The organism is Mesorhizobium sp. BH1-1-5, from assembly GCF_020165615.1.
In the GTDB taxonomy this organism is placed as follows: domain Bacteria; phylum Pseudomonadota; class Alphaproteobacteria; order Rhizobiales; family Rhizobiaceae; genus Mesorhizobium.
Genome location: NZ_JAIUIM010000030.1, coordinates 24,699 through 42,014, shown reverse-complemented (window position 1 = coordinate 42,014; position 17,316 = coordinate 24,699). Strand labels below are relative to the sequence as shown.

Here is a 17,316-nt window from a genome sequence, read left to right as displayed (position 1 = left end):
TGCCATGAACCATCGGTCAAGAACCGGACGGAAGCAGCAGGCTCGCGCACAGATCCCGAATGACGTGAGGCAGAACATTGAACGCGTAGTGCGTGTGCAGTCGTTCAAGCGGCGTGTGATAGTCGCGTCCCCACGGACCGATGTTGACTGCCGGCACATTTGCCAGGCCATGCCGGAGCGGCCAGCGCACGCTGTCTTTCCACGCAGGCGTGTTGCGGGCGACGATATCGAGCGAGGATTCGGCTGCTTCGCCGAAAAAGCTCATATCCGAGATTCCGGCGAAGTAATCGGCGCAGGCGATGGCGCTGCCATAGCGTTCGGCCGATTCGCGCGCGATCTGCATGGCGATCGCTTTGAGCCGCATCGCCCCCGGCGCGTCGGAAAGGTTCGTCGGAAGATAGGGTATCGAGCCGAAGCCGGTGACGATCCCCGGGCCGGTCAGGCGGCTCAAACCCCAAGCTTCCTCGGTGATCAACCGGCATTTCTCCGGCAGCGTAAGATCGCCGTCAGCGATCAAGGCGGAGTATACATCGAGCCTGTCCTTTTCCTGCGGGCCAAGACGCCTGACGAGCGTCTCGAACCGGTAGAGCGGGACGGGTCTTGCAAGATTTGCAATGCCGTCCTGAGGCTGACTTCGGCGCGTGAGTTCGCGCTGAAAGTTCGATGCGGCTTCCGCGCAAAGCCGGTCGAAGCGGTCGAGCACTTCATCCGGTGTGCGGCGATAGCTGAGCACATTGAATGTGGCGAAGGCGGTTGCCGGCGTCGTGACGTCATATCCAGGCTTTCCGTCGCGGATTCCGAGCAGGCTAGGCGGGGTGCCGGGCGAAGAACCGCAATGTTCCGTCAGCTCGGTTGCCCATTCGACGCGCGCGGCGATGGAAGCGGTGAGCGCTGCCGCATTGATGCCGTTCAGCGGAAAGCCGCTATGGGTTGGGACGCCAACCACATAGGCGGTCGGAAGCAGCTTGCCGACTGTCCCGAGCGCGATGATGCGCCCTTTCGAGCCGTCGCCGTCATCGGCGATCGCGTCGAGATTGACTGCCGCGACAAGATCGAGACCGTGCTGCTCATTGATGTCGGTCAGCGAGTGGGCCGCCTTGCGGGCGCCTGCCGAATTGTTCTCTTCATCCGGCACCGCGATGAACAACAGATTGCCTGCGGCATTGGCGGTTTCGGCGAAATCCGCGCATATCGCCAACCCGGCGGCAAGACCGGCCTTCATATCCAGCAAGCCGCGTCCGGCCAAATACTGGCCGCTCTCCAGGTCGGCGCGGGCTAGTCGGGCGGCAGGCGTATCGGCGTCCCCCAGGGAATTACGCAAGGCGCGCGTCAAAGCTTCAGGCCGCGTGGCCAGCTCTTCCAGCTCGCCGTAGTCTCGCGTTGCGACCGTATCGTAGTGACCGGTCAGAAGGACGGTCGAGCGGCCCGTCCCACGAAGCAGCATCGCCACGCAATGCCGGCCGTCTCCGGGTCCTACCTCGATTGTCCGGACGTCGGCGTGGCGAAAGGCGGGGTCCTCCCGCAACTGCGCCGCCAGCCATGGACCGAAGGCGGCCTCGCCCTGCGTGCCGGTGACGCTCTTCTGGTCCGTGAGCGCGATTGCCCAGCTTCGGGCGCGCTCAGGCAATGTTTTGGCAAGGTCGCCGTTCATGATCGTCCCGATAGAGTTGGAAACATTGGTGAAGCTAAGGCGGGCATGGAAGCCGGCCAGCCTCAATACCACCGCAAAACCCCGAGCACGGAGGAACTTTCCCGAGGCTGTAGCTTTATCCTCGTGATTTCAAGCGATTGCAACGAGGGGAAGATGTTGCGCACCCTTGCCCGGCCGAGCTGGGCCTTCCTGCCCCTGCTGGCGCTGGCGCTTGCTTCCTGCTCTTCGTCTGAAACCGTCGACCAGCAATCAAAGCTTGCTGCCTCGACGGCGCAGGCAGCGGTGCTGGTGAGCGACGTTTGGCTCTCCGGCGCCGCGCCGTCCCGCTACGCATCCTCTGCCCTGCGGTCTTTCGCCGAGACACTCGCCGTTGCCGGCCGGCAAGTGGAATCGGCATCTCCGTCGGACCACGCGAAGCGAGATGCGCTGGCAGCGGCTATCAGCCGGCTGTCGAACGCGGCAGAGCGGGCCAAGAGCGCGGTCGAGGCCGAACAGCATGCGCAGGCCGGTCAGGCGCAACAGGAGCTTCGGGCGGCCCAAGGAGATCTCGCCACCGCCTATCGAAACTATTTTTCGCCGGAACGATGAAGAAGCTGCTGGAGATATCACTTGGTGTCGTCACCAGCGTCGGGGGCTTCCTGGAGGTCGGTTCGATGGCGACGGCGGCGCAGGCCGGCGCGCTGTTCGGCTTCCAGCTCATCTGGGCAGTCGTGCTCGGCACCATCTGCATCATCTTCCTGGTCGAGATGGCCGGCCGCTTTGCAGCGGTCAGTCATCACACCATCGCCGACGGGATCCGCGAACGGTTCGGCTTCAATGCGTTCATCTTGCCGCTGCTGGCGACGCTGCTGGTCAACTTCCTGGTTCTTTCCGCCGAGATAGGCGGTGTTGCGATCGCCGCCGAACTGGCCACGGGAATCAGCTTCCAGTGGTGGGCCTTGCCGGTGGCTTTCCTGGCATGGCTGCTGTTGTGGAAAGGCACATTCGGCCTCATCGAGAAAGGCGTGTCGATGCTTGGCCTCGTCACGCTCTGCTTCGTCGTCGGGGCCGTGATGCTCCGCCCCGAATGGAAAGAGGTGGCTGTTGGCGCCGTGCCCAGCCTGCCGCATCACGACACGGCAAAATACTGGTTCATGGCCGTCAGCATTCTCGGCGCCTCGATCTCGCCGTACCTTTTCATGTTCTATTCCTCGGGCGCGATCGAGGATCAGTGGGACAAGAGCTATCTCGGCACCAATCGGGCGATTGCGGGCCTCGGCATGAGTTTCGGTGGCACGATTTCCGTGGGCGTTCTAATCGTGGCGGCGCTCGTGCTTGGCGCTCATGGCGTTGCCGAAGTGGACGACTACAACCAGCTCCCGTTGATGCTGATCCCAATATTCGGTTTCTGGGGCTTTGTCCTTTTCGTTGCTTCGCTGGCCATCGCCTGCTTCGGCGCCGCGCTCGAAGTGGCTTTGCAGCAGGCCTATCTCGTCGCGCAGGGATTCGGCTGGAACTGGGGCGAGGATCTCAAGCCCCGCGACGATCCCGGATTCAGCCTCGCCTACACACTGACGCTCTTCCTTGCCGCCATTCCGATTGTGCTTGGTCTCGATCCGTTGAAGCTCACCATCTTCTCGATGGCGCTGACCGCGGCCAGCCTGCCGCTGACAGTCGTGCCGTTCCTTTTCCTGCTGAATGACGAACGCTATGTCGGCGAGCACCGCAACGGCCCTCATTTCGAACGCGGCCGTGATCTTCGTCACCTCGCTCGGCTTCGTGCTGGCGGTAGTGACCGTTCCGCTGCAGATATTCGGAGGCACCTGATGCAGTTGCTGCGCGATATCCTGGACAAGCAGGTCGTCGACCGCGAGCAGGTCAAGATCGGCAAGGTGGATGGTTTGGTGGCTGAGCTGAGACGAGGCAAGCCGCCCAAGGTTGTTGCGATCGAGCTTGGCTCGATTTCGTTGGCACGCCGGCTTGGCGTAGTGCCCGGACGATGGACCGCCCGGCTTGCGGCAAGACTGAGCGGCAAGCGTCAGGCACGGCCGCATCGGATCGGGTGGAACAAGGTGCGCGACATCGGCGTCGACATCGAATTCGATATCGACGTGCGCCGGACCAGAATCTTCTCTTGGCAGGACTGGCTGCGCGAACATGTGGTCGGTCGAATCCCGGGAGCCTGATTATGGCGACTGTGCATCTCGACCATCTTGCCGGCAGGCGCGTGCTCTCCGAGCACGGCAGGAGCATCGGCTATATCGAGGAGATCATCGCAGAGCGGCATGGTGACGACCTCGTCGTCACCGAATTCCATGTCGGGATATTCGCCGCGTTCGAGCGCCTGTCCGCCTCGACCATCGGCACCGCCTTGCTCGACGTCTTCGCGTTGCGGCGGCGTGAAGGCCTTTATCGCATTCCCTGGGACAAGCTCGATATTTCCGATCCGACACACCCCAGGCTGCTCTGCCCTGACGAGGAGCTTGCCGCTTTCAAGGCGCGGCCTGAGGGTAAATGACAATTTGCTAAAAAGCTGCTCGTGCAGCGGAACATAGCAGCCGGCGCGAAGTTCGGACTGGCATCGAGGAGGCTGCGCCATGAACAGTGTCATCTATCTCATCGGTCTGATCGTCGTTGTGCTCGCGGTGCTTTCCTTCCTCGGTTTCCACTAGGAGGCACCATGCAGCGCGAGAATGATCGGGGCCGCGAGCCCGCCGACTTTGCCAGGGCCAAGGACGAAGTTACCGACCGGATCCAGCAAGAAACCCAAAGCGCCGGCGAAGCGCTGCACGATGCCCGCGACGAAGTCGCGCGCAGGGCCGGAGCCTATGCGGCCGAAGCCCAGCAGGCCGTCGCCGAAAAGGCCGAGCAGACGCAGCGCGATATCGGATCGAGCCTGTCCGCTTTCGGCGGGGCCTTGCGCGCCGCGAGCGATCACCTGGCCAACAGCGACCAGAGCGCGGCCTCGCAATTCATGCAGGATGCGGCGAACGGCCTGGAACGGCTGTCCTCCTCGTTGAAGGAGAAGCCGTTCGGACAGGTGCTTGAAGACGTCCAGTCCTTTGGCCGCCAGAATCCTGGAACGCTTCTTGCTGGTTCGGTTCTGGCGGGACTGGCACTTGGCCGCTTCATAAAGGCTTCGCCGCCGGGCACGCGTCGCCCGGCCCAGGACGCAGTCACGGCTGAACGCCCCCGCCAAACCGGCGTGGGAACAAGCACCCGCCGGAATAACGAGCCGGCCAACTGGGGTTCCGACGGCGGCACACCGGGGAAGGCAGCGGAGCTGAAGAAATGAGCACTCAGGACAACCCAAGTCTCGGCACATTGGTCGCCGATCTGGCGCAACAGGTGAGCACGCTCGTGCAAACGGAGGCCAGGCTCCTAAGGGCGGAAATCTCGGAGAGCGCGACCAAGGCCGGCGCGGGCGCCGTCGAGGTGCTGGGTGGCGCGATATGCCTGCTCGCGGCGCTGCTGGTTTTGTTGCAGGCGCTTGTCATTGCCCTGGCCCGCCTTGGCCTGGGCGCCGGGTGGTCCGCCTTGCTCGTCGGTGTGGTGGTTGCCGTGCTGGGGGTGATCCTGTTGCGGACCGGCATGGCAAGCATGGCGCCCTCCGAGCTCTCGCCGGACCGCACTCAGGAACAGCTCAAGCGCGACGTGAACGTGATCAAGGAACAAGCGAGATGACCGAGAAATCCGCAGCCGAGCTCGAACGGGAGGCCGAAGCCACGCGCGCAAGGGTGGTGGCGACCGCCGACTCCATTCGCGACAAGATGACCCCCGGCCAGCTCTTCGACGAGTTCACCGAGCTTTTCAGGGATGGCGCGGGGTCCGACATGGTCCACAACCTGAAGGCCCAGGTGCGGGACAATCCATTGCCGCTGACCGTGATCGGCGCTGGCCTGGCCTGGCTGATGTTGGGCAGCGGCGCTTCGGCTGGTGCCGATGGTGTGACGCGGCGCGGCCCCGGGCTTGATCATGGAGCATTCGGCGCTGGAATGGGCTCGAGGACCTCGGACGCGGCAGGCTCCCTGGCCGAAGCGGCCAGCGGCGCGGCCGGAACTGTCTCGGGAATGGCAGGCGAAGCAGCCGGCACAGTCTCGAACGTGGCAAGCAGCGCTGCGGATACGCTCGCGAGTTCGGCGGCAGCTACGGCCGATATGGCGACAAGCGCCGGCCGGTCGGCGCACAATCTGCTGCAGGACCAGCCTCTCGCTGCGGCCGCCGTCGGCCTCGCCATCGGAGCTGCAATTGGCGCCATGCTGCCTCACACAGAACTCGAGGACGAGCGATTGGGCGCCTATCGCGAGAGCCTTCGGGAAAGTGCCGAAGAGACTTTGAAAGAAGGCCTCGACGCTGCAAAGCAAGTCGCGGCCGAGGCCTACCAGACGGCGAGCGACGAAGCCGTGCGGCAGGCGTCAAGCGAGGGGACGCTGGCCGATAAGGTCGGCGGTGTCGTCAAAGCCACGGCCGACAAGACCGACGAGTCGGTGCGCGAGAAGCTCTCCGATTCCGATCCGTCCTCGCCGCTGACATCGTAACGGATCTCACGTTCAGGAACAATCCACGCCACCGGCGGTTCGGTCGGCGTCAAACCGATGGAGACACTGAAATGGCTGAATCGCGCGAGTGGCTCGTGCAATGGTAGGGACGCCCACGCAACGGAGGAACAGGCCGAGACCATGCTGTCGGGCCAATTGAGCCGGATAGACAGCTACCCGGAACTCAGCGAGCGAATTCGCAGCCATCTGGAGGAGACGAAGGAACAGGCCAGGCGCCTGAGACCTGCCTGGATGGCCTTGACGAAGGGTCATCCATGCTGAAAGACGCGGGCGGCAAGCTGACCGCCACGGCGCAGTCGATCAGCGGCGTGTTCGCCGGCGACGAGTCATGAAAGGCTTGCTGGCGAGCTACACGTTCGAACATATGGAAATTGCGTCCTATACGATCCTCATCGCCGCGGCCAATTCCGTCGGCGAGGCTGAGATTGCCCGTGTGTGCGAACAGAACCTGCGCGAAGAGGAAGCTATGGCCGAGTGGCTGGAGAGCAACCTGCCACAGGTCACCCAGACGTTCCTGACACGCGCGGAGGCAGACAGCGACAGCGCTAAGCGCTAAAGGAGCGATCGATTGGAGCGGTTCGCTGTTCACGGTCGTAGCAACCGCTCTGTCTTCATGCAATTCCAGGCGGAATGCTTACATTTCCTGTAACTGCCCAGGCGAGCGGCCCGGTGGTCGCATTTGTTTTTCCATCTTGGCTCCGAAGCGTTTCCGGACGCGGCTTGGGGGTCCAGCCTTGCTGATTATCTCAACCCGTAGAGATAGGCCGCGATGTCGCGCGCCTGCTGCTCGGTGATCCTCGTCGATGGCATTGCGGTGTGCGGGTTGATTTCCCTTGCCGAACGGATCCAGCGGATCAGGTTCTCCGGGTTGTTCGCCAGCACGCCGCCGATATAGATGCGGTCGGCAAGGCTGCCATCGAGGCGCGGCCCGACCTGGCCTTGCGCGCCGGGCACGCCGGGGATCGTGTGGCAGCCGGAGCAGCCATTCGCGGTCATGATTGGAATGGCGCGGTCCCCCACGCCGCCGGTCGCCACATCCGACTCGTGCTGAACGCGCTCGCGCCGGTCAGTCCACAAGGTCGCCCCCGCAATTGCGATGGTCAGAAGCACGATCCCGACGATGACGCCGCCGAGCAGCCTAGCCTGGTCGGAGCGCATGGGCCGCCTCCCTCGTTCCGCTGTTGCTTATCCAGAGACCGGCGAGCAGCAGGGCGGCTCCGCCGTAGATCAGCCCGGCCGGAATCCACATCACCAGCCCCGCAAGCTGCTGGTCCTCGATTGGGCTAAGCCCCCACAGCGCGGCGCCCGAGGCATTCTCCGGGTACCAAAGTCTTGGCGAGACCAGAAGCAGGACACCGAGCAGGCCAGTGTGAAGCGAGGTGAAGAAAAGATGCATGACGGAGGTGCCATAGGTCTGCTGTCGCCCGGGGCGCGGCAGAAGCACCCACCAGAACAGCAAGGCAGTGCCGAGGAAGCTCGCATGTTGCGCATAATGCAGCACGCCCTGCTGCAGCGCTGCCTCAAACAGGACGGGAATGTGCCAGATCCAGATCGCTATGCCATGGATGACCGTCGCAGTGAGCGGGCGCGTCGCGATGGCCCAGCCTGCCTGCAGCGCGTTGCCGTGGGTGAGCTTTCCCGTCCCTCGGCGAAATGTGGCCGGCAATGCCCACATCAAAGCCGCCCCGGGGCAGGCGGCGACAAGGAGCGGTGCCGCCACTGCCATTAGCAGCTCATGCTCGATCATGTGGGCTGAGAACACCCGCTCGCCGAGCGCATGGATCGGGCTGACCAGCGCTCCCGTCAACACACCCCAGCCCGCCGCGAACAACAGAGCGTGTCGCAGCCGCTCCGGGCGGCCTCGGCTGCTGCGACGCCATAGACGGCTTGCGCCGAGCGCATAGATAAGCGCGATCGCCGCCAAGGGGAGCGTGATGGGAAACGCCAACGTCCATCCTCCCTCGGGCGCGCCGGCGCCATAGCAGATCGAGGTCGAGAAGAACGCCTCAAAGCTCATCGCAGGCACTCGTCGAGGATGAGCGCGGCGCTGCCCTGCATGATGATGACGAGGGCGAACAGCAATGCGGCGAGAATGCCAAGATCGGCGACGAAACCCTCGGTGCTGCGGGTGCGCTCCGGCTTGGAGGCGGCGGCGCCTTGCCGCTTTGCCCGCCATGACAGCGCGCCGCCGAGCAGCGAAAACACCGCGAGCAACAGCGCCACCGGGAGCACGACCTGCACCTGGCGATTGCATTGCCAGTGAACAAGTGCGTAGTTCAACTGTGTCGATATTGCCCAAGCCAGGGGCCCCGACAACAAACCTCCCCAGGACATGCCGAGCCGCAGCGTGCCCATCAGCCTAACCTCGGTACCCAGTAGATGAGCAGGTAGATCGGGATCCAGGTGAGGACCACGAAATCCCAGTAGAAGACGTTGTCGCCGACATCGCCGAAGCGCCGGCCGCTATAGCCATGACGCGTGAACATAAGAACCGTCAGAACGATCGTGTCGCCGACGTCGGTGATCAGATGCGTGGAGTGCAGACCGAGCAGCACCCAGAGCATCGAACCGTAGGCGTTCGTATCCCAGTAGATGTTCAACGCCGGAAACTCGAACCAGCGCACGATGAGCGGCGCAATGCCGAGCAGCGACATCACCACCATGCCGATCCGCACCGGTCCGATGGCGCATTGCTTGGCGTAGCCGTTGAGGATGTGGTTGGGCACCAGGCTGACGATGAGAAGCAGCGTCACGATAGTCCCCGGCCAATGATTGGGCTCCGGAGCGCTTAGGCGCCAGTTGGGCCATAAGGTCGCCAGATAGAGATAGGCGCCGGCGGCCAGCGCAAAGCCCGTGCCTTCCAACGCCATGAAGCCGAGCGTACCCCACCAGGTCGGGCTGCGCGGGCCATGTCCAAAGGTCGGGAGGTCGGAAATATCTAAGGCGGGACGCTGGTTCATTCCTCGTCCTCCGGATCGCCCTTGGGCCAGAACCAGCCGATCAGGGTGATGGCGATCGGCGCGGCACCCCAGACGATCGCCCAGGGGGTGAAGATCGAGTAGAGGAAGGTGCCGCCGACGGCGATCGCCGCCAGCAGCGGCCAGATCGATGGCGTCGCCGATTTCTCGCGTATGTCCGGATGGGCTTCCGCCACCGTCGAGATGATGAGTTCGCGAGCATCGACGCGAAGCCCGGTCGCGACGGCGAGCGCCTCGCATTCGGCCCAAAGCGGCTCAACATTCGTCACGACCGGAATGCGCGCAAAATTGTAGCTGGGCGGCGGCGAGGAGGTCGCCCATTCGAGCGTGCCGGCGTCCCAGGGATTGTCGCCGGCGGGCGCACCTCTCAATGCGCCATGCACGAGGTTGAAGGCGAACAGCACGAAGCTCAGGAAGAAGAGCACCGCGCCGGCGCTGATGAAGAGATTGATGTTCCCCCAGCCGAGCTCGGCCGGATAGGTGTAGACCCTGCGCGGCATGCCCCATAGGCCGACAATGTGCATGGGAAAGAATGCGGCGTTGAAGCCGATCATCGCCAGCCAGAAGTGCCAGCGCCCGAGGCGCTCGCTCATCATGCGGCCGGTGATTTTCGGAAACCAGAAATAGGCAGCTCCCAGCAGCGGGAAGACCGAGCCGCCGATCAGCACATAGTGAAAATGGGCGACGACGAAATAGGTGTCGTGCACCTGCAGGTCGAGCGGTACGGAGGCGAGCATGACGCCGGTGAGACCGCCGATGACAAAGGTGAAGAAGAAGCCGAGGACGAAGAGCAGCGGCGTGCGGATCACCGGTCTGCCGTCCCACAAGGTCGCCAGCCAGCAGAAGATCTGCACTCCGTTGGGGATGGCGATCAACATGCTGGAGGCGGTGAAGAAGCTGGCGCCGAGCTTTGGCAGCCCGGTTGCGAACATGTGGTGGACCCAGAGGCCGAACGACAGGAAGCCGACCGCGATGAGCGACAGGACCAGGCCAAGATGGCCGAAGGCGGGACGGCGGGCGAAGGCCGGAATGATGGCCGAGACCATGCCGGTCGCCGGCAGGAAGATGATGTAGACTTCGGGATGACCGAAGAACCAGAACAGATGCTGGAACAGCAGCGCGTCGCCGCCTTCGGCCGGGTTGAAGATATGCGTGCCGACGAGCCGGTCGAGGATCAGGAAAGTCGAGGTGATCATCACCGCAGGCATGGCGAAGACGACGACGAAGGAAGTGACCAGGAGCGCCCAGACATAGAGCGGGATCTTGTCGAGCGACATGCCGGGTGCGCGCTGCTTCAGCACGGTCACGATGGTCGCAACAGCCACCGCCAGCGAGGACACTTCGGTATAGGTGATCATCTGCGCCCAAACGTCGGCACGCTTACCTGGACCGTATTCCGGTCCGGACAGCGGCACATAGGCGAACCAGCCGACATCCGGCGCCATCGAGAGGGCAAAGGACACCCAGGCGAAGAGGCCTCCTGAGACATAGACCCAATAGCTGAAGGCATTGAGGCGGGGAAAGGCGATGTTGCGGGTGCCCACCATCAACGGCACCAGATAGATGCCGGTCGCCTGCACGATGGGAACGGCGAACAGGAACATCATGGTGACGCCGTGCATCGTGAACAGCTGGTTGTAGAGATCCGGGCCGATCAGGCCGCGTTGCGGGCCCGAGAGCTGGATGCGCATGACGACGGCGTTCAGCCCACCCAGACACAGAAACAGGAAGGCAGTGATCAGGTAGCGGCGTGCGATCACCTTGTGGTCGACGCTTGACAGAGCGCCGATGATACCAGGCGGCGTGCGCCATGTCCGCGCCAGCCAACGATGCAGGCTGGCATCGTCCATGCCGGTGTCGCGCGGTCCGTCACGCTCCGGTACGAGATCGCCTCTGGTCGTCGCCTCGCGCTCCGGCGGCAGATCGCGTTCGCTGGTGAGATCCGCGCTGCTCATTTCAGCCCCTCGAGGTAAGCGACGATGGCGTTGAGCTCGTCGCCGCTCAGATCGACCACCGGCATATGCGAACCAGGTTTCACGCCTTGCGGGTCGGCTATCCAGGCTGCGAGATTGCCGCGGCTCATCGTCAATGTTCCGGCCGCCAGCGTCTGCCGGCTGGCAACATGGGTGAGATCGGGCGCGACCGTTCCGCCCGCGGGCGTGCCGCCGATCTTATGGCACATCACGCAGGGACGATTCAGGAAGAGGTCCTCGCCGGCCTTGGCCTCGCCGCTCATTGGCGCGGCGGCCGGCTGCAACTGGTCGTTCCACCAGGCGTCGAACTTTGCGCGCGGCTCGGCGATGATGAAGGTGCCCATGTTGGCATGCTGCGCGCCGCAGAACTCGGCGCATTGCCCGCGATAGACGCCGGGCTTGTCCGCCTTGATATCGAGCACGTTCATGTGGCCGGGAATGAGATCGAGCTTGCCGGAAAGACTTGGAACCCAGAAGGAGTGGATAACGTCGGTCGAGGTGAGAAGAAGCCGCACAGGTTCGCCGGCGGGAATATGGATCTCGTTCGCCGTGGTCAAGATGCGGCTCGGCGTGGCGTCCTCATATCGCACCTCCCACCACCACTGATGGCCTGTGACGCGAATGGTCAGCGCGGCATCCGAGCCGATCGCGGCAAGGGTCCTGTTGGCGAAGAAGCTGAGCAAGGTGAGCCCGATCAGGATCACGGCGGTCAGCCCGACGGCGGTCATCACCACGCGCAGCTTGCGATTGTCGGCGCCGGCGTCGAGCACGAGCGGTTCAGCGGGCTCGCGCGGCCGCATCATCAATGGCATTGCAAGGGCGATCATCACCAGCACCCAGACCACTGCGCACAGCCCGGCGAAGAACCAGATCAGCCATGCGAGCTCGCTAGCGGCCGGGCCTTTCGGGTCGAGAGCCGATTGCCAGCCTGCGCAACCCTGGAGAAACAGGGCGGTTGCCGTACCGAATGCAACCGAGGCGAAGCGTTTCACGGCGACTTCCCCAGCGTGGCGGCATTCGGCATGCGGTTTTCCGACGGATGCGCCATCATGTCGTCGTCGCGCGACGGCGCGGCGGCCGAGGGCGCATTGCCGCTCAACGAGCGAACGAAAGCCGCAAGCTCCCAGATCTGGTCGTCGGGAATCATGTCGCGGAAGCTCGGCATGCCGTTCGGACGGCCGTCGCGGATCGTGGCGTGAATGCTTTCCATGGAGCTGCCATAGATCCACTTTTCGTCCATCAGAGCCGGGCCCATGCCGCCGCCGCCATTGGCATGGCATCCCGAACAGTTGAACCAGCCGAACAGGCGCTTGCCTTCGCTCAGATGAAAAGCATTGGCCTCGAAGCTCGCCGCCTTGTTGTCCGAGGGGGACGGCCGCTGCCCGCCGGGTTCCAGGGTTGTCACCGGCGTCGGCTGCTCGCCGGAGCCGAGCGCCGACTGCGGGCGCGTGTCCCGCTCCTCGCGCTGGCATGCCGCCAGCGCCAAACCCGCCAAGAGAAGCATGACGACCGCCGGTCTCATCGCACCGGACTCCCGGCCATGTCGAGACGCGGCACGCCATATTGCGTCAGAACCGCGTCGATCTCGGCCCTGTGTTTGGCAAGCGCGCTGTTCACTTCGCTGCGCAGCGCATCATCCTCGCGCCGAACGCCCATCGAGATGTCGTACATCAGCGGCAATTGCGGTCCATCGATACGAGGCGTGACCGGCGTGATCCGCAGCGGCACCTTCTGCTTCTGGGCGAAGTAGCCGGCGAGGGGACCCCAGACCACCGCGAGGTCGATCTCGCCGCTCGCCACCGCCTCGACGATGCGCGCCGGAGGATTGGGAGCGGAGTAATCGCCATAGACGGGGTAGCCGATGAGATGCCCGACGATGCCGCGGCGGCCGAGCGCCTGGACAGGCGGCGAGTTGGCGCCGTCGTCGCCGATGAGCTGAACGCCGATCCGCAGATCGCGCAGGCGCGGGTCGTTGAAAGAGGTCACATCCGGACTGTTCTGGCGGGTCACGAAGACATAAGAGGAGCGGTAGTAGGGCTTTGTGGTGCGCAGCATTTCCAGATTGGCCGGCGTGCCTGGCACGAGATCGCAAAGTCCCGCCTTCAGCGTGTTGCGCACGAAGCCGCGGCGTTGCGCCCACCAGGTGTAGGTCAGCTTGGCGCCGAGATCGCCGGCGATGATTTCGGCGATCCTGTTTTCGAAACCCTGACCGGCCGCATTGGAAAAGGGCAGGTTGTTCGGGTCGGCGCAGACCCTGAGTTCACGGGCGCCGGCGGTCGCCGACAGGAGCAGCAAGACGAGCGCGGCGAAGGCGAGCGCGGTCCGCGCGAACACCTTCCGTGCCAGACGTTGGATCAAGCCGAATACATCAGGGCAGACGGAACACATAAAGCGTGCCTCCCGCCGTGGTCGCGTTCTTCAGGTCTTTCATCGCATTGACGAAACCGAGCGCGGCGGTGGCATCGCGCGGGTCAAGATCGCCCGAGACGATGGCGCCGGCCCAGCCGCCGACGCCGGACAATATAGCGACATATTGGTGACCGTCCGGGCCACGATAGGTGATCGGCTGGCCGATGATGCCGGATGAGGTCTTGAACTGCCAAAGCAAGTCGCCGGTCTTCGCGCTCACCGCCTTGAACCAGCCTTCCATCGTTCCATAGAAAACCACGTCGCCGGCGGTCACCACCGCGCCGCTCCACACGGGGAAGTTCTCCTTGAGGCTCCAGGCGGGTTTCTCGGCGGCGACATCCCAGGCGGTGAAGGCGCCTCGGTTGCCGCCCGGCCCGGGGATCATGCGGACATTCATCCCGACATAGGGGGTGCCGGCGATGTAGTTCACCTCGACGCCTTCTTCATCCATGCACAGATTGTTGTGCGGGATGTAAAGAAGGCCGGTTTTCGGCGAGAACGCCGAAGGTTGCCAGTCCTTGAGACCCGACGCTGTCGGACAGATGTCGCGCACGACCTTGCCGGTGCCCGTCTGCTTGTCCGGGTTTTCGATCAGCCGACCGGTCTTGAGGTCGACACCCTTGCTGGAATTGACGGGACCGAACGGCTTGGCGGACAGAACTTCGCCGGTGGTCCGATCGAGAACGTAGAGGTAACCGTTGCGCTCGGGGCGGACCAGGACCTTGCGCTGCTTGCCTTGCCAGTCCATGTCGAGCAGGATCTGCTCGTTGATTCCGTCATAGTCGTGGAGGTCGTGCGGACTCCATTGATAGAACCATTTTGCCGCTCCAGTATCGGGGTCGCGGGCAAAGATGCCGGAGGTCCATTTGTTGTCGCCGGGCCGCAAGTCCGGGTTCCATGGCCCGGGATTTCCGGTGCCGTGATAGATCAGGTTGAGATCCGGATCATAGGAAATCCAGCCCCACATGTTGCCGCCGCCAGTCTTCCAGGCTTCGGGCGGCCATGTCGTCACGCCGAGATCCTTGCCCTTGTCCACATCGTAATGCGGCTTGAAGTCGGGACCGATCAGCACGTCCTTATCTGGCCCGGTGCCGTAGGCGGTCCAAACCACATGACCGTCACCGGCGTCGAGCGCCTTCACCCAGCCGCGAACGCCCATCTCGCCGCCGGAATTGCCGACCAGAACTTTGCCTTTCACGACCAGCGGCGCCATGGTGATGGTCTCGCCGATATTGATGTTGCCGATATGGGCGTTCCAGATCGGCTGGCCGCTGTTCGCATCGAGCGCGATGGTGTGGCCGTCGAGCGTGTTGAAGAAGATGCGCCCGTCCGCGAAAGCCGCGCCACGGGTGACCACGTCACAGCAGGCAACCCCTTGCGCGGCCGGCTCGGGGTTGGGCTCGTATTTCCATTTCATCGGCGCGCCGGGCTTGGAGAGGTCGAGCGCGTAGACAATGTTGGGAAACGGCGTCACGATGTACATCGTGCTGCCGACCACCAGCGGCGCTGCTTCCTGGCCCTTGTTCACCCCGGTCGAAAAGGTGAAGGCGATCTGCAGGTTCTTGACGTTGCCTTCGTTGATTTCCGCAAGTTCGCTATAGCGCGTCGACGCATAGTTCTTGGCCGGCATCGTCCATTGCCCGTCATCGGGCGGCGCGGCTGCGGCAGGCGGAGAGATCGCGGGCGCCGGCGGAGCTTCCGAGGCGGCTGCCATCAAGGGGGCGCAGACCAGCATCGCTGTGAGAACGCCCACAAAATGTTTTCGCGATGCCGCCGGCCGGACGGTACGTGCCGGGTCACTACTGGATGCTGCGGGTTGCGTTGCTTGCTTCATTTTGGCACCACGCCTTCGACACCGGAACCGAGTTCCGCCGCAATGTCGCCCTCGTGCCCGGCACAAAGCGGGTGACCCCAGCCGGAGGCGCTTTTCCCGCCGGGATCGAGATCGTAGATGATGGCATCCTTGCGGTTGGGATTGACACCCGCCGGAACCTTGTCAAGGCCGAGGGCTGCGCGAACACGCCAGGCGACATTGTGGTCGGCGCAGGAGGAATCGCCGCTGATGCCGAGGCCACCGACAATTGCCTTGCCGTCGTAAAGGGCCAAGCCTCCGCCGAAGACGACGACGCCTCCGATCGGCTTGCCGATCAGCGGATCGTTGGCGCTGCCAAACGTCCTGGGATCGCCTGCGTAAGCTGCGGCCTGGTTGACGGGGTTGGTAGCCTGCAGGCCGAACAGCGAACCGCCCGGCTGCGCTCCGGCATAAAGATTGGCTGTCGAAAGCGCCATGTTCGCCAGGCTGAGCCCATTGGCCGTGTTGGCCTTCTCGGCCGCGATCAGCCGGCTGCCGGGCCACTGCGCATCGGGCGTCGGCCCACTGAAGGCAACGGCGCAGACAGTGCCGTCGCGGGCGACGACGGCCGCCCATTCATTGGTCTCGAAGCCGCCATTCGGCGGACCGCCGCTCGCCTTGACATTGGACTTCAATGCCGAGAGCAGCTTGTCGTGATTGGCCGGGCAGGGCGCTTGCGCGTGAGCGGCACCCTGTTGCATCGAGCCGAACACCAAGACAAGGAATCCAAGGGCTGGTGACGTAAGCTGACAACGGCGCATGGTCTCGACACATTCTGTTGGATGACTCCCAACTGACAGTCGGGTTCTTTGTTCCTCCTTGTAAGTGAGCGCCGCATCCTGCGCACCTGCCGCTATGCGATTGGCGAGGACCGTCCCACGTCGGGCGTCGTCTCAGCCAAGCTCTACACTGCCCACGGGTGGCCCAGCCGAGCACTGCAAACGCGCTGGCGGTGGGACGGCGATACACACAACCACAGGCGCTATGGGATCGCTGCAGGGTAGGTCGAGTGGCTCAAGCCAGTCTGTGGGCCTGTGAGATTTATCGCGGCGAGGAAAAGCTACAGCGCGCTCGCCCGAGGATTCCCAGACGAAGCGAACTGAAGATTTGGAACTTCGCGTCACCAACGCAGTTCAGAGCGCGGCGGGCTAAAATCTTGGCTGCTGCGCTCCCGCCGCGGTCGGGATGTCCATGTCCCGACGAAGAGCCCGCCAGTCCCCTCCGGCGGGCTCTTCCACTATGACGACTCCGACGGGTAAATCACGATTCGCCGTCAAAACACCCGGGTGTCCGTTCATCGCGCAGAGCCATGCGGCGGTCACGCCACTCGAGTAGGTTGATCTCATCGGTCCTGACTTCAAAGATGACGATCTTGGGTAGCGGGTCAGTTTGAAATTTCCAGGGACAGGGCGCGGTCTTAAGCGTCTTTAGGCCCGAGCGATCTAGGACACTCAGTCCTAATTGAAAAATTTCTAACACGCCATAAATCAATCAGCGCGGGACCGGATTGTTGTCGCCTATCCCCGCATTGGCCGGTGCGGCGCATCCCCAAATCACCACTGCACCGGCCAGCCCCTTAGCCGCGTTAAACTTCTCGAGACCCTTGACGCTCCCTTACCCGCCGTAGGAGCTTCCGGGTCTCCTCAAGCGCGCGCCGACTTGTTACGATTGAATGCTGCAAATCACTTAGCATCGCTTCCCGGCGCGCTCTGTCTTTGTCAGCGCCAGCGATTATGGCCCGAGCGTACCCGCCGTCCTCCCGGGAGAGCATACACCTCAGCCAGGCTCTTAGGAGGATTTATTTACTCGCCGTTAACATTGGTGATTCCGCTGGAGGCGAATGTGGTCTTGATCGGGAACGAGGCGGGGCGCACTGGGGAGCGCGAAAATGACTGAACACGTGAGGAACGGCGGC

At 63.6% G+C, this 17,316-nt stretch carries 17 protein-coding genes and 1 pseudogene; 7 read left to right on the top strand and 11 right to left on the bottom strand.

Annotated features, from left to right (window positions below; translation table 11 throughout):
- Positions 1-16: 16 nt before the first annotated feature.
- Complete coding sequence (locus LB572_RS29110; RefSeq protein ID WP_224670180.1) at positions 17-1,651, bottom strand: M20/M25/M40 family metallo-hydrolase; 1,635 nt, start codon at positions 1,649-1,651, stop codon at positions 17-19.
- A 45-nt stretch (positions 1,652-1,696) separates the two neighbouring features.
- Between LB572_RS29110 and LB572_RS29105 the strand changes: the two genes are divergently transcribed.
- From LB572_RS29105 to LB572_RS29070, 7 genes and pseudogenes are all read left to right on the top strand, one after another.
- Positions 1,697-2,239, top strand: a complete 543-nt coding sequence (locus LB572_RS29105) for a hypothetical protein (RefSeq protein ID WP_224670179.1) — start codon at positions 1,697-1,699, stop codon at positions 2,237-2,239.
- The gene (locus LB572_RS34655; RefSeq protein WP_318014083.1) at positions 2,236-3,816 is read left to right on the top strand and encodes a divalent metal cation transporter; all 1,581 of its coding nucleotides are present in this window, start codon (positions 2,236-2,238) and stop codon (positions 3,814-3,816) included. Before LB572_RS29105 ends, LB572_RS34655 begins: the two co-directional genes overlap by 4 nt.
- Positions 3,817-3,818: 2 nt before the next feature.
- Positions 3,819-4,148: a hypothetical protein gene (locus LB572_RS29090; RefSeq protein ID WP_140801444.1), complete on the top strand. Its 330-nt coding sequence runs from the start codon at positions 3,819-3,821 to the stop codon at positions 4,146-4,148.
- Between the two features lie 162 nt (positions 4,149-4,310).
- On the top strand, positions 4,311-4,925 hold the full coding sequence (locus LB572_RS29085) for a hypothetical protein (protein ID WP_224670178.1): 615 nt from the start codon (positions 4,311-4,313) through the stop codon (positions 4,923-4,925).
- Entirely contained in the window at positions 4,922-5,314 is a 393-nt protein-coding gene (locus LB572_RS29080) for a phage holin family protein (protein WP_140801445.1), read from the top strand. The genes LB572_RS29085 and LB572_RS29080 overlap by 4 nt, the downstream gene beginning before the upstream one ends.
- Complete coding sequence (locus tag LB572_RS29075; protein WP_224670177.1) at positions 5,311-6,168, top strand: DUF3618 domain-containing protein; 858 nt, start codon at positions 5,311-5,313, stop codon at positions 6,166-6,168. The genes LB572_RS29080 and LB572_RS29075 overlap by 4 nt, the downstream gene beginning before the upstream one ends.
- Before the next feature lie 71 nt (positions 6,169-6,239).
- Positions 6,240-6,745 (top strand): annotated as a pseudogene (locus LB572_RS29070) (ferritin-like domain-containing protein).
- A 185-nt stretch (positions 6,746-6,930) separates the two neighbouring features.
- On the opposite strand, the gene LB572_RS29065 reads toward LB572_RS29070, so the two are convergent.
- From LB572_RS29065 to LB572_RS29020, 10 genes are read right to left on the bottom strand one after another with little or no spacing between them, the layout of a single operon-like run.
- Positions 6,931-7,347: a c-type cytochrome gene (locus tag LB572_RS29065; RefSeq protein ID WP_140801447.1), complete on the bottom strand. Its 417-nt coding sequence runs from the start codon at positions 7,345-7,347 to the stop codon at positions 6,931-6,933.
- Entirely contained in the window at positions 7,328-8,206 is an 879-nt protein-coding gene (locus LB572_RS29060) for a cytochrome c oxidase assembly protein (protein ID WP_140801448.1), read from the bottom strand. The genes LB572_RS29065 and LB572_RS29060 overlap by 20 nt, the downstream gene beginning before the upstream one ends.
- Positions 8,203-8,544: a hypothetical protein gene (locus tag LB572_RS29055; RefSeq protein ID WP_140801449.1), complete on the bottom strand. Its 342-nt coding sequence runs from the start codon at positions 8,542-8,544 to the stop codon at positions 8,203-8,205. Before LB572_RS29055 ends, LB572_RS29060 begins: the two co-directional genes overlap by 4 nt.
- Complete coding sequence (locus tag LB572_RS29050; RefSeq protein ID WP_140801450.1) at positions 8,544-9,149, bottom strand: heme-copper oxidase subunit III; 606 nt, start codon at positions 9,147-9,149, stop codon at positions 8,544-8,546. The genes LB572_RS29055 and LB572_RS29050 overlap by 1 nt, the downstream gene beginning before the upstream one ends.
- Positions 9,146-11,122 carry a cytochrome c oxidase subunit I gene (gene ctaD / locus LB572_RS29045; protein WP_224670176.1) on the bottom strand — a complete coding sequence of 659 codons (1,977 nt, stop codon included), beginning with the start codon at positions 11,120-11,122 and terminating at the stop codon, positions 9,146-9,148. The genes LB572_RS29050 and ctaD overlap by 4 nt, the downstream gene beginning before the upstream one ends.
- A complete protein-coding gene (gene coxB / locus LB572_RS29040) occupies positions 11,119-12,132 on the bottom strand; it encodes a cytochrome c oxidase subunit II (protein WP_224670175.1) in 1,014 nt (337 codons plus the stop codon). Before coxB ends, ctaD begins: the two co-directional genes overlap by 4 nt.
- On the bottom strand, positions 12,129-12,662 hold the full coding sequence (locus LB572_RS29035) for a c-type cytochrome (RefSeq protein ID WP_140801452.1): 534 nt from the start codon (positions 12,660-12,662) through the stop codon (positions 12,129-12,131). Before LB572_RS29035 ends, coxB begins: the two co-directional genes overlap by 4 nt.
- A complete protein-coding gene (locus LB572_RS29030) occupies positions 12,659-13,528 on the bottom strand; it encodes a substrate-binding domain-containing protein (RefSeq protein ID WP_140801453.1) in 870 nt (289 codons plus the stop codon). The genes LB572_RS29035 and LB572_RS29030 overlap by 4 nt, the downstream gene beginning before the upstream one ends.
- On the bottom strand, positions 13,509-15,383 hold the full coding sequence (locus LB572_RS29025; RefSeq protein WP_412033602.1) for a methanol/ethanol family PQQ-dependent dehydrogenase: 1,875 nt from the start codon (positions 15,381-15,383) through the stop codon (positions 13,509-13,511). Before LB572_RS29025 ends, LB572_RS29030 begins: the two co-directional genes overlap by 20 nt.
- Positions 15,380-16,102: a heme-binding protein gene (locus LB572_RS29020; RefSeq protein ID WP_224670173.1), complete on the bottom strand. Its 723-nt coding sequence runs from the start codon at positions 16,100-16,102 to the stop codon at positions 15,380-15,382. Before LB572_RS29020 ends, LB572_RS29025 begins: the two co-directional genes overlap by 4 nt.
- Positions 16,103-17,316: the final 1,214 nt, after the last annotated feature.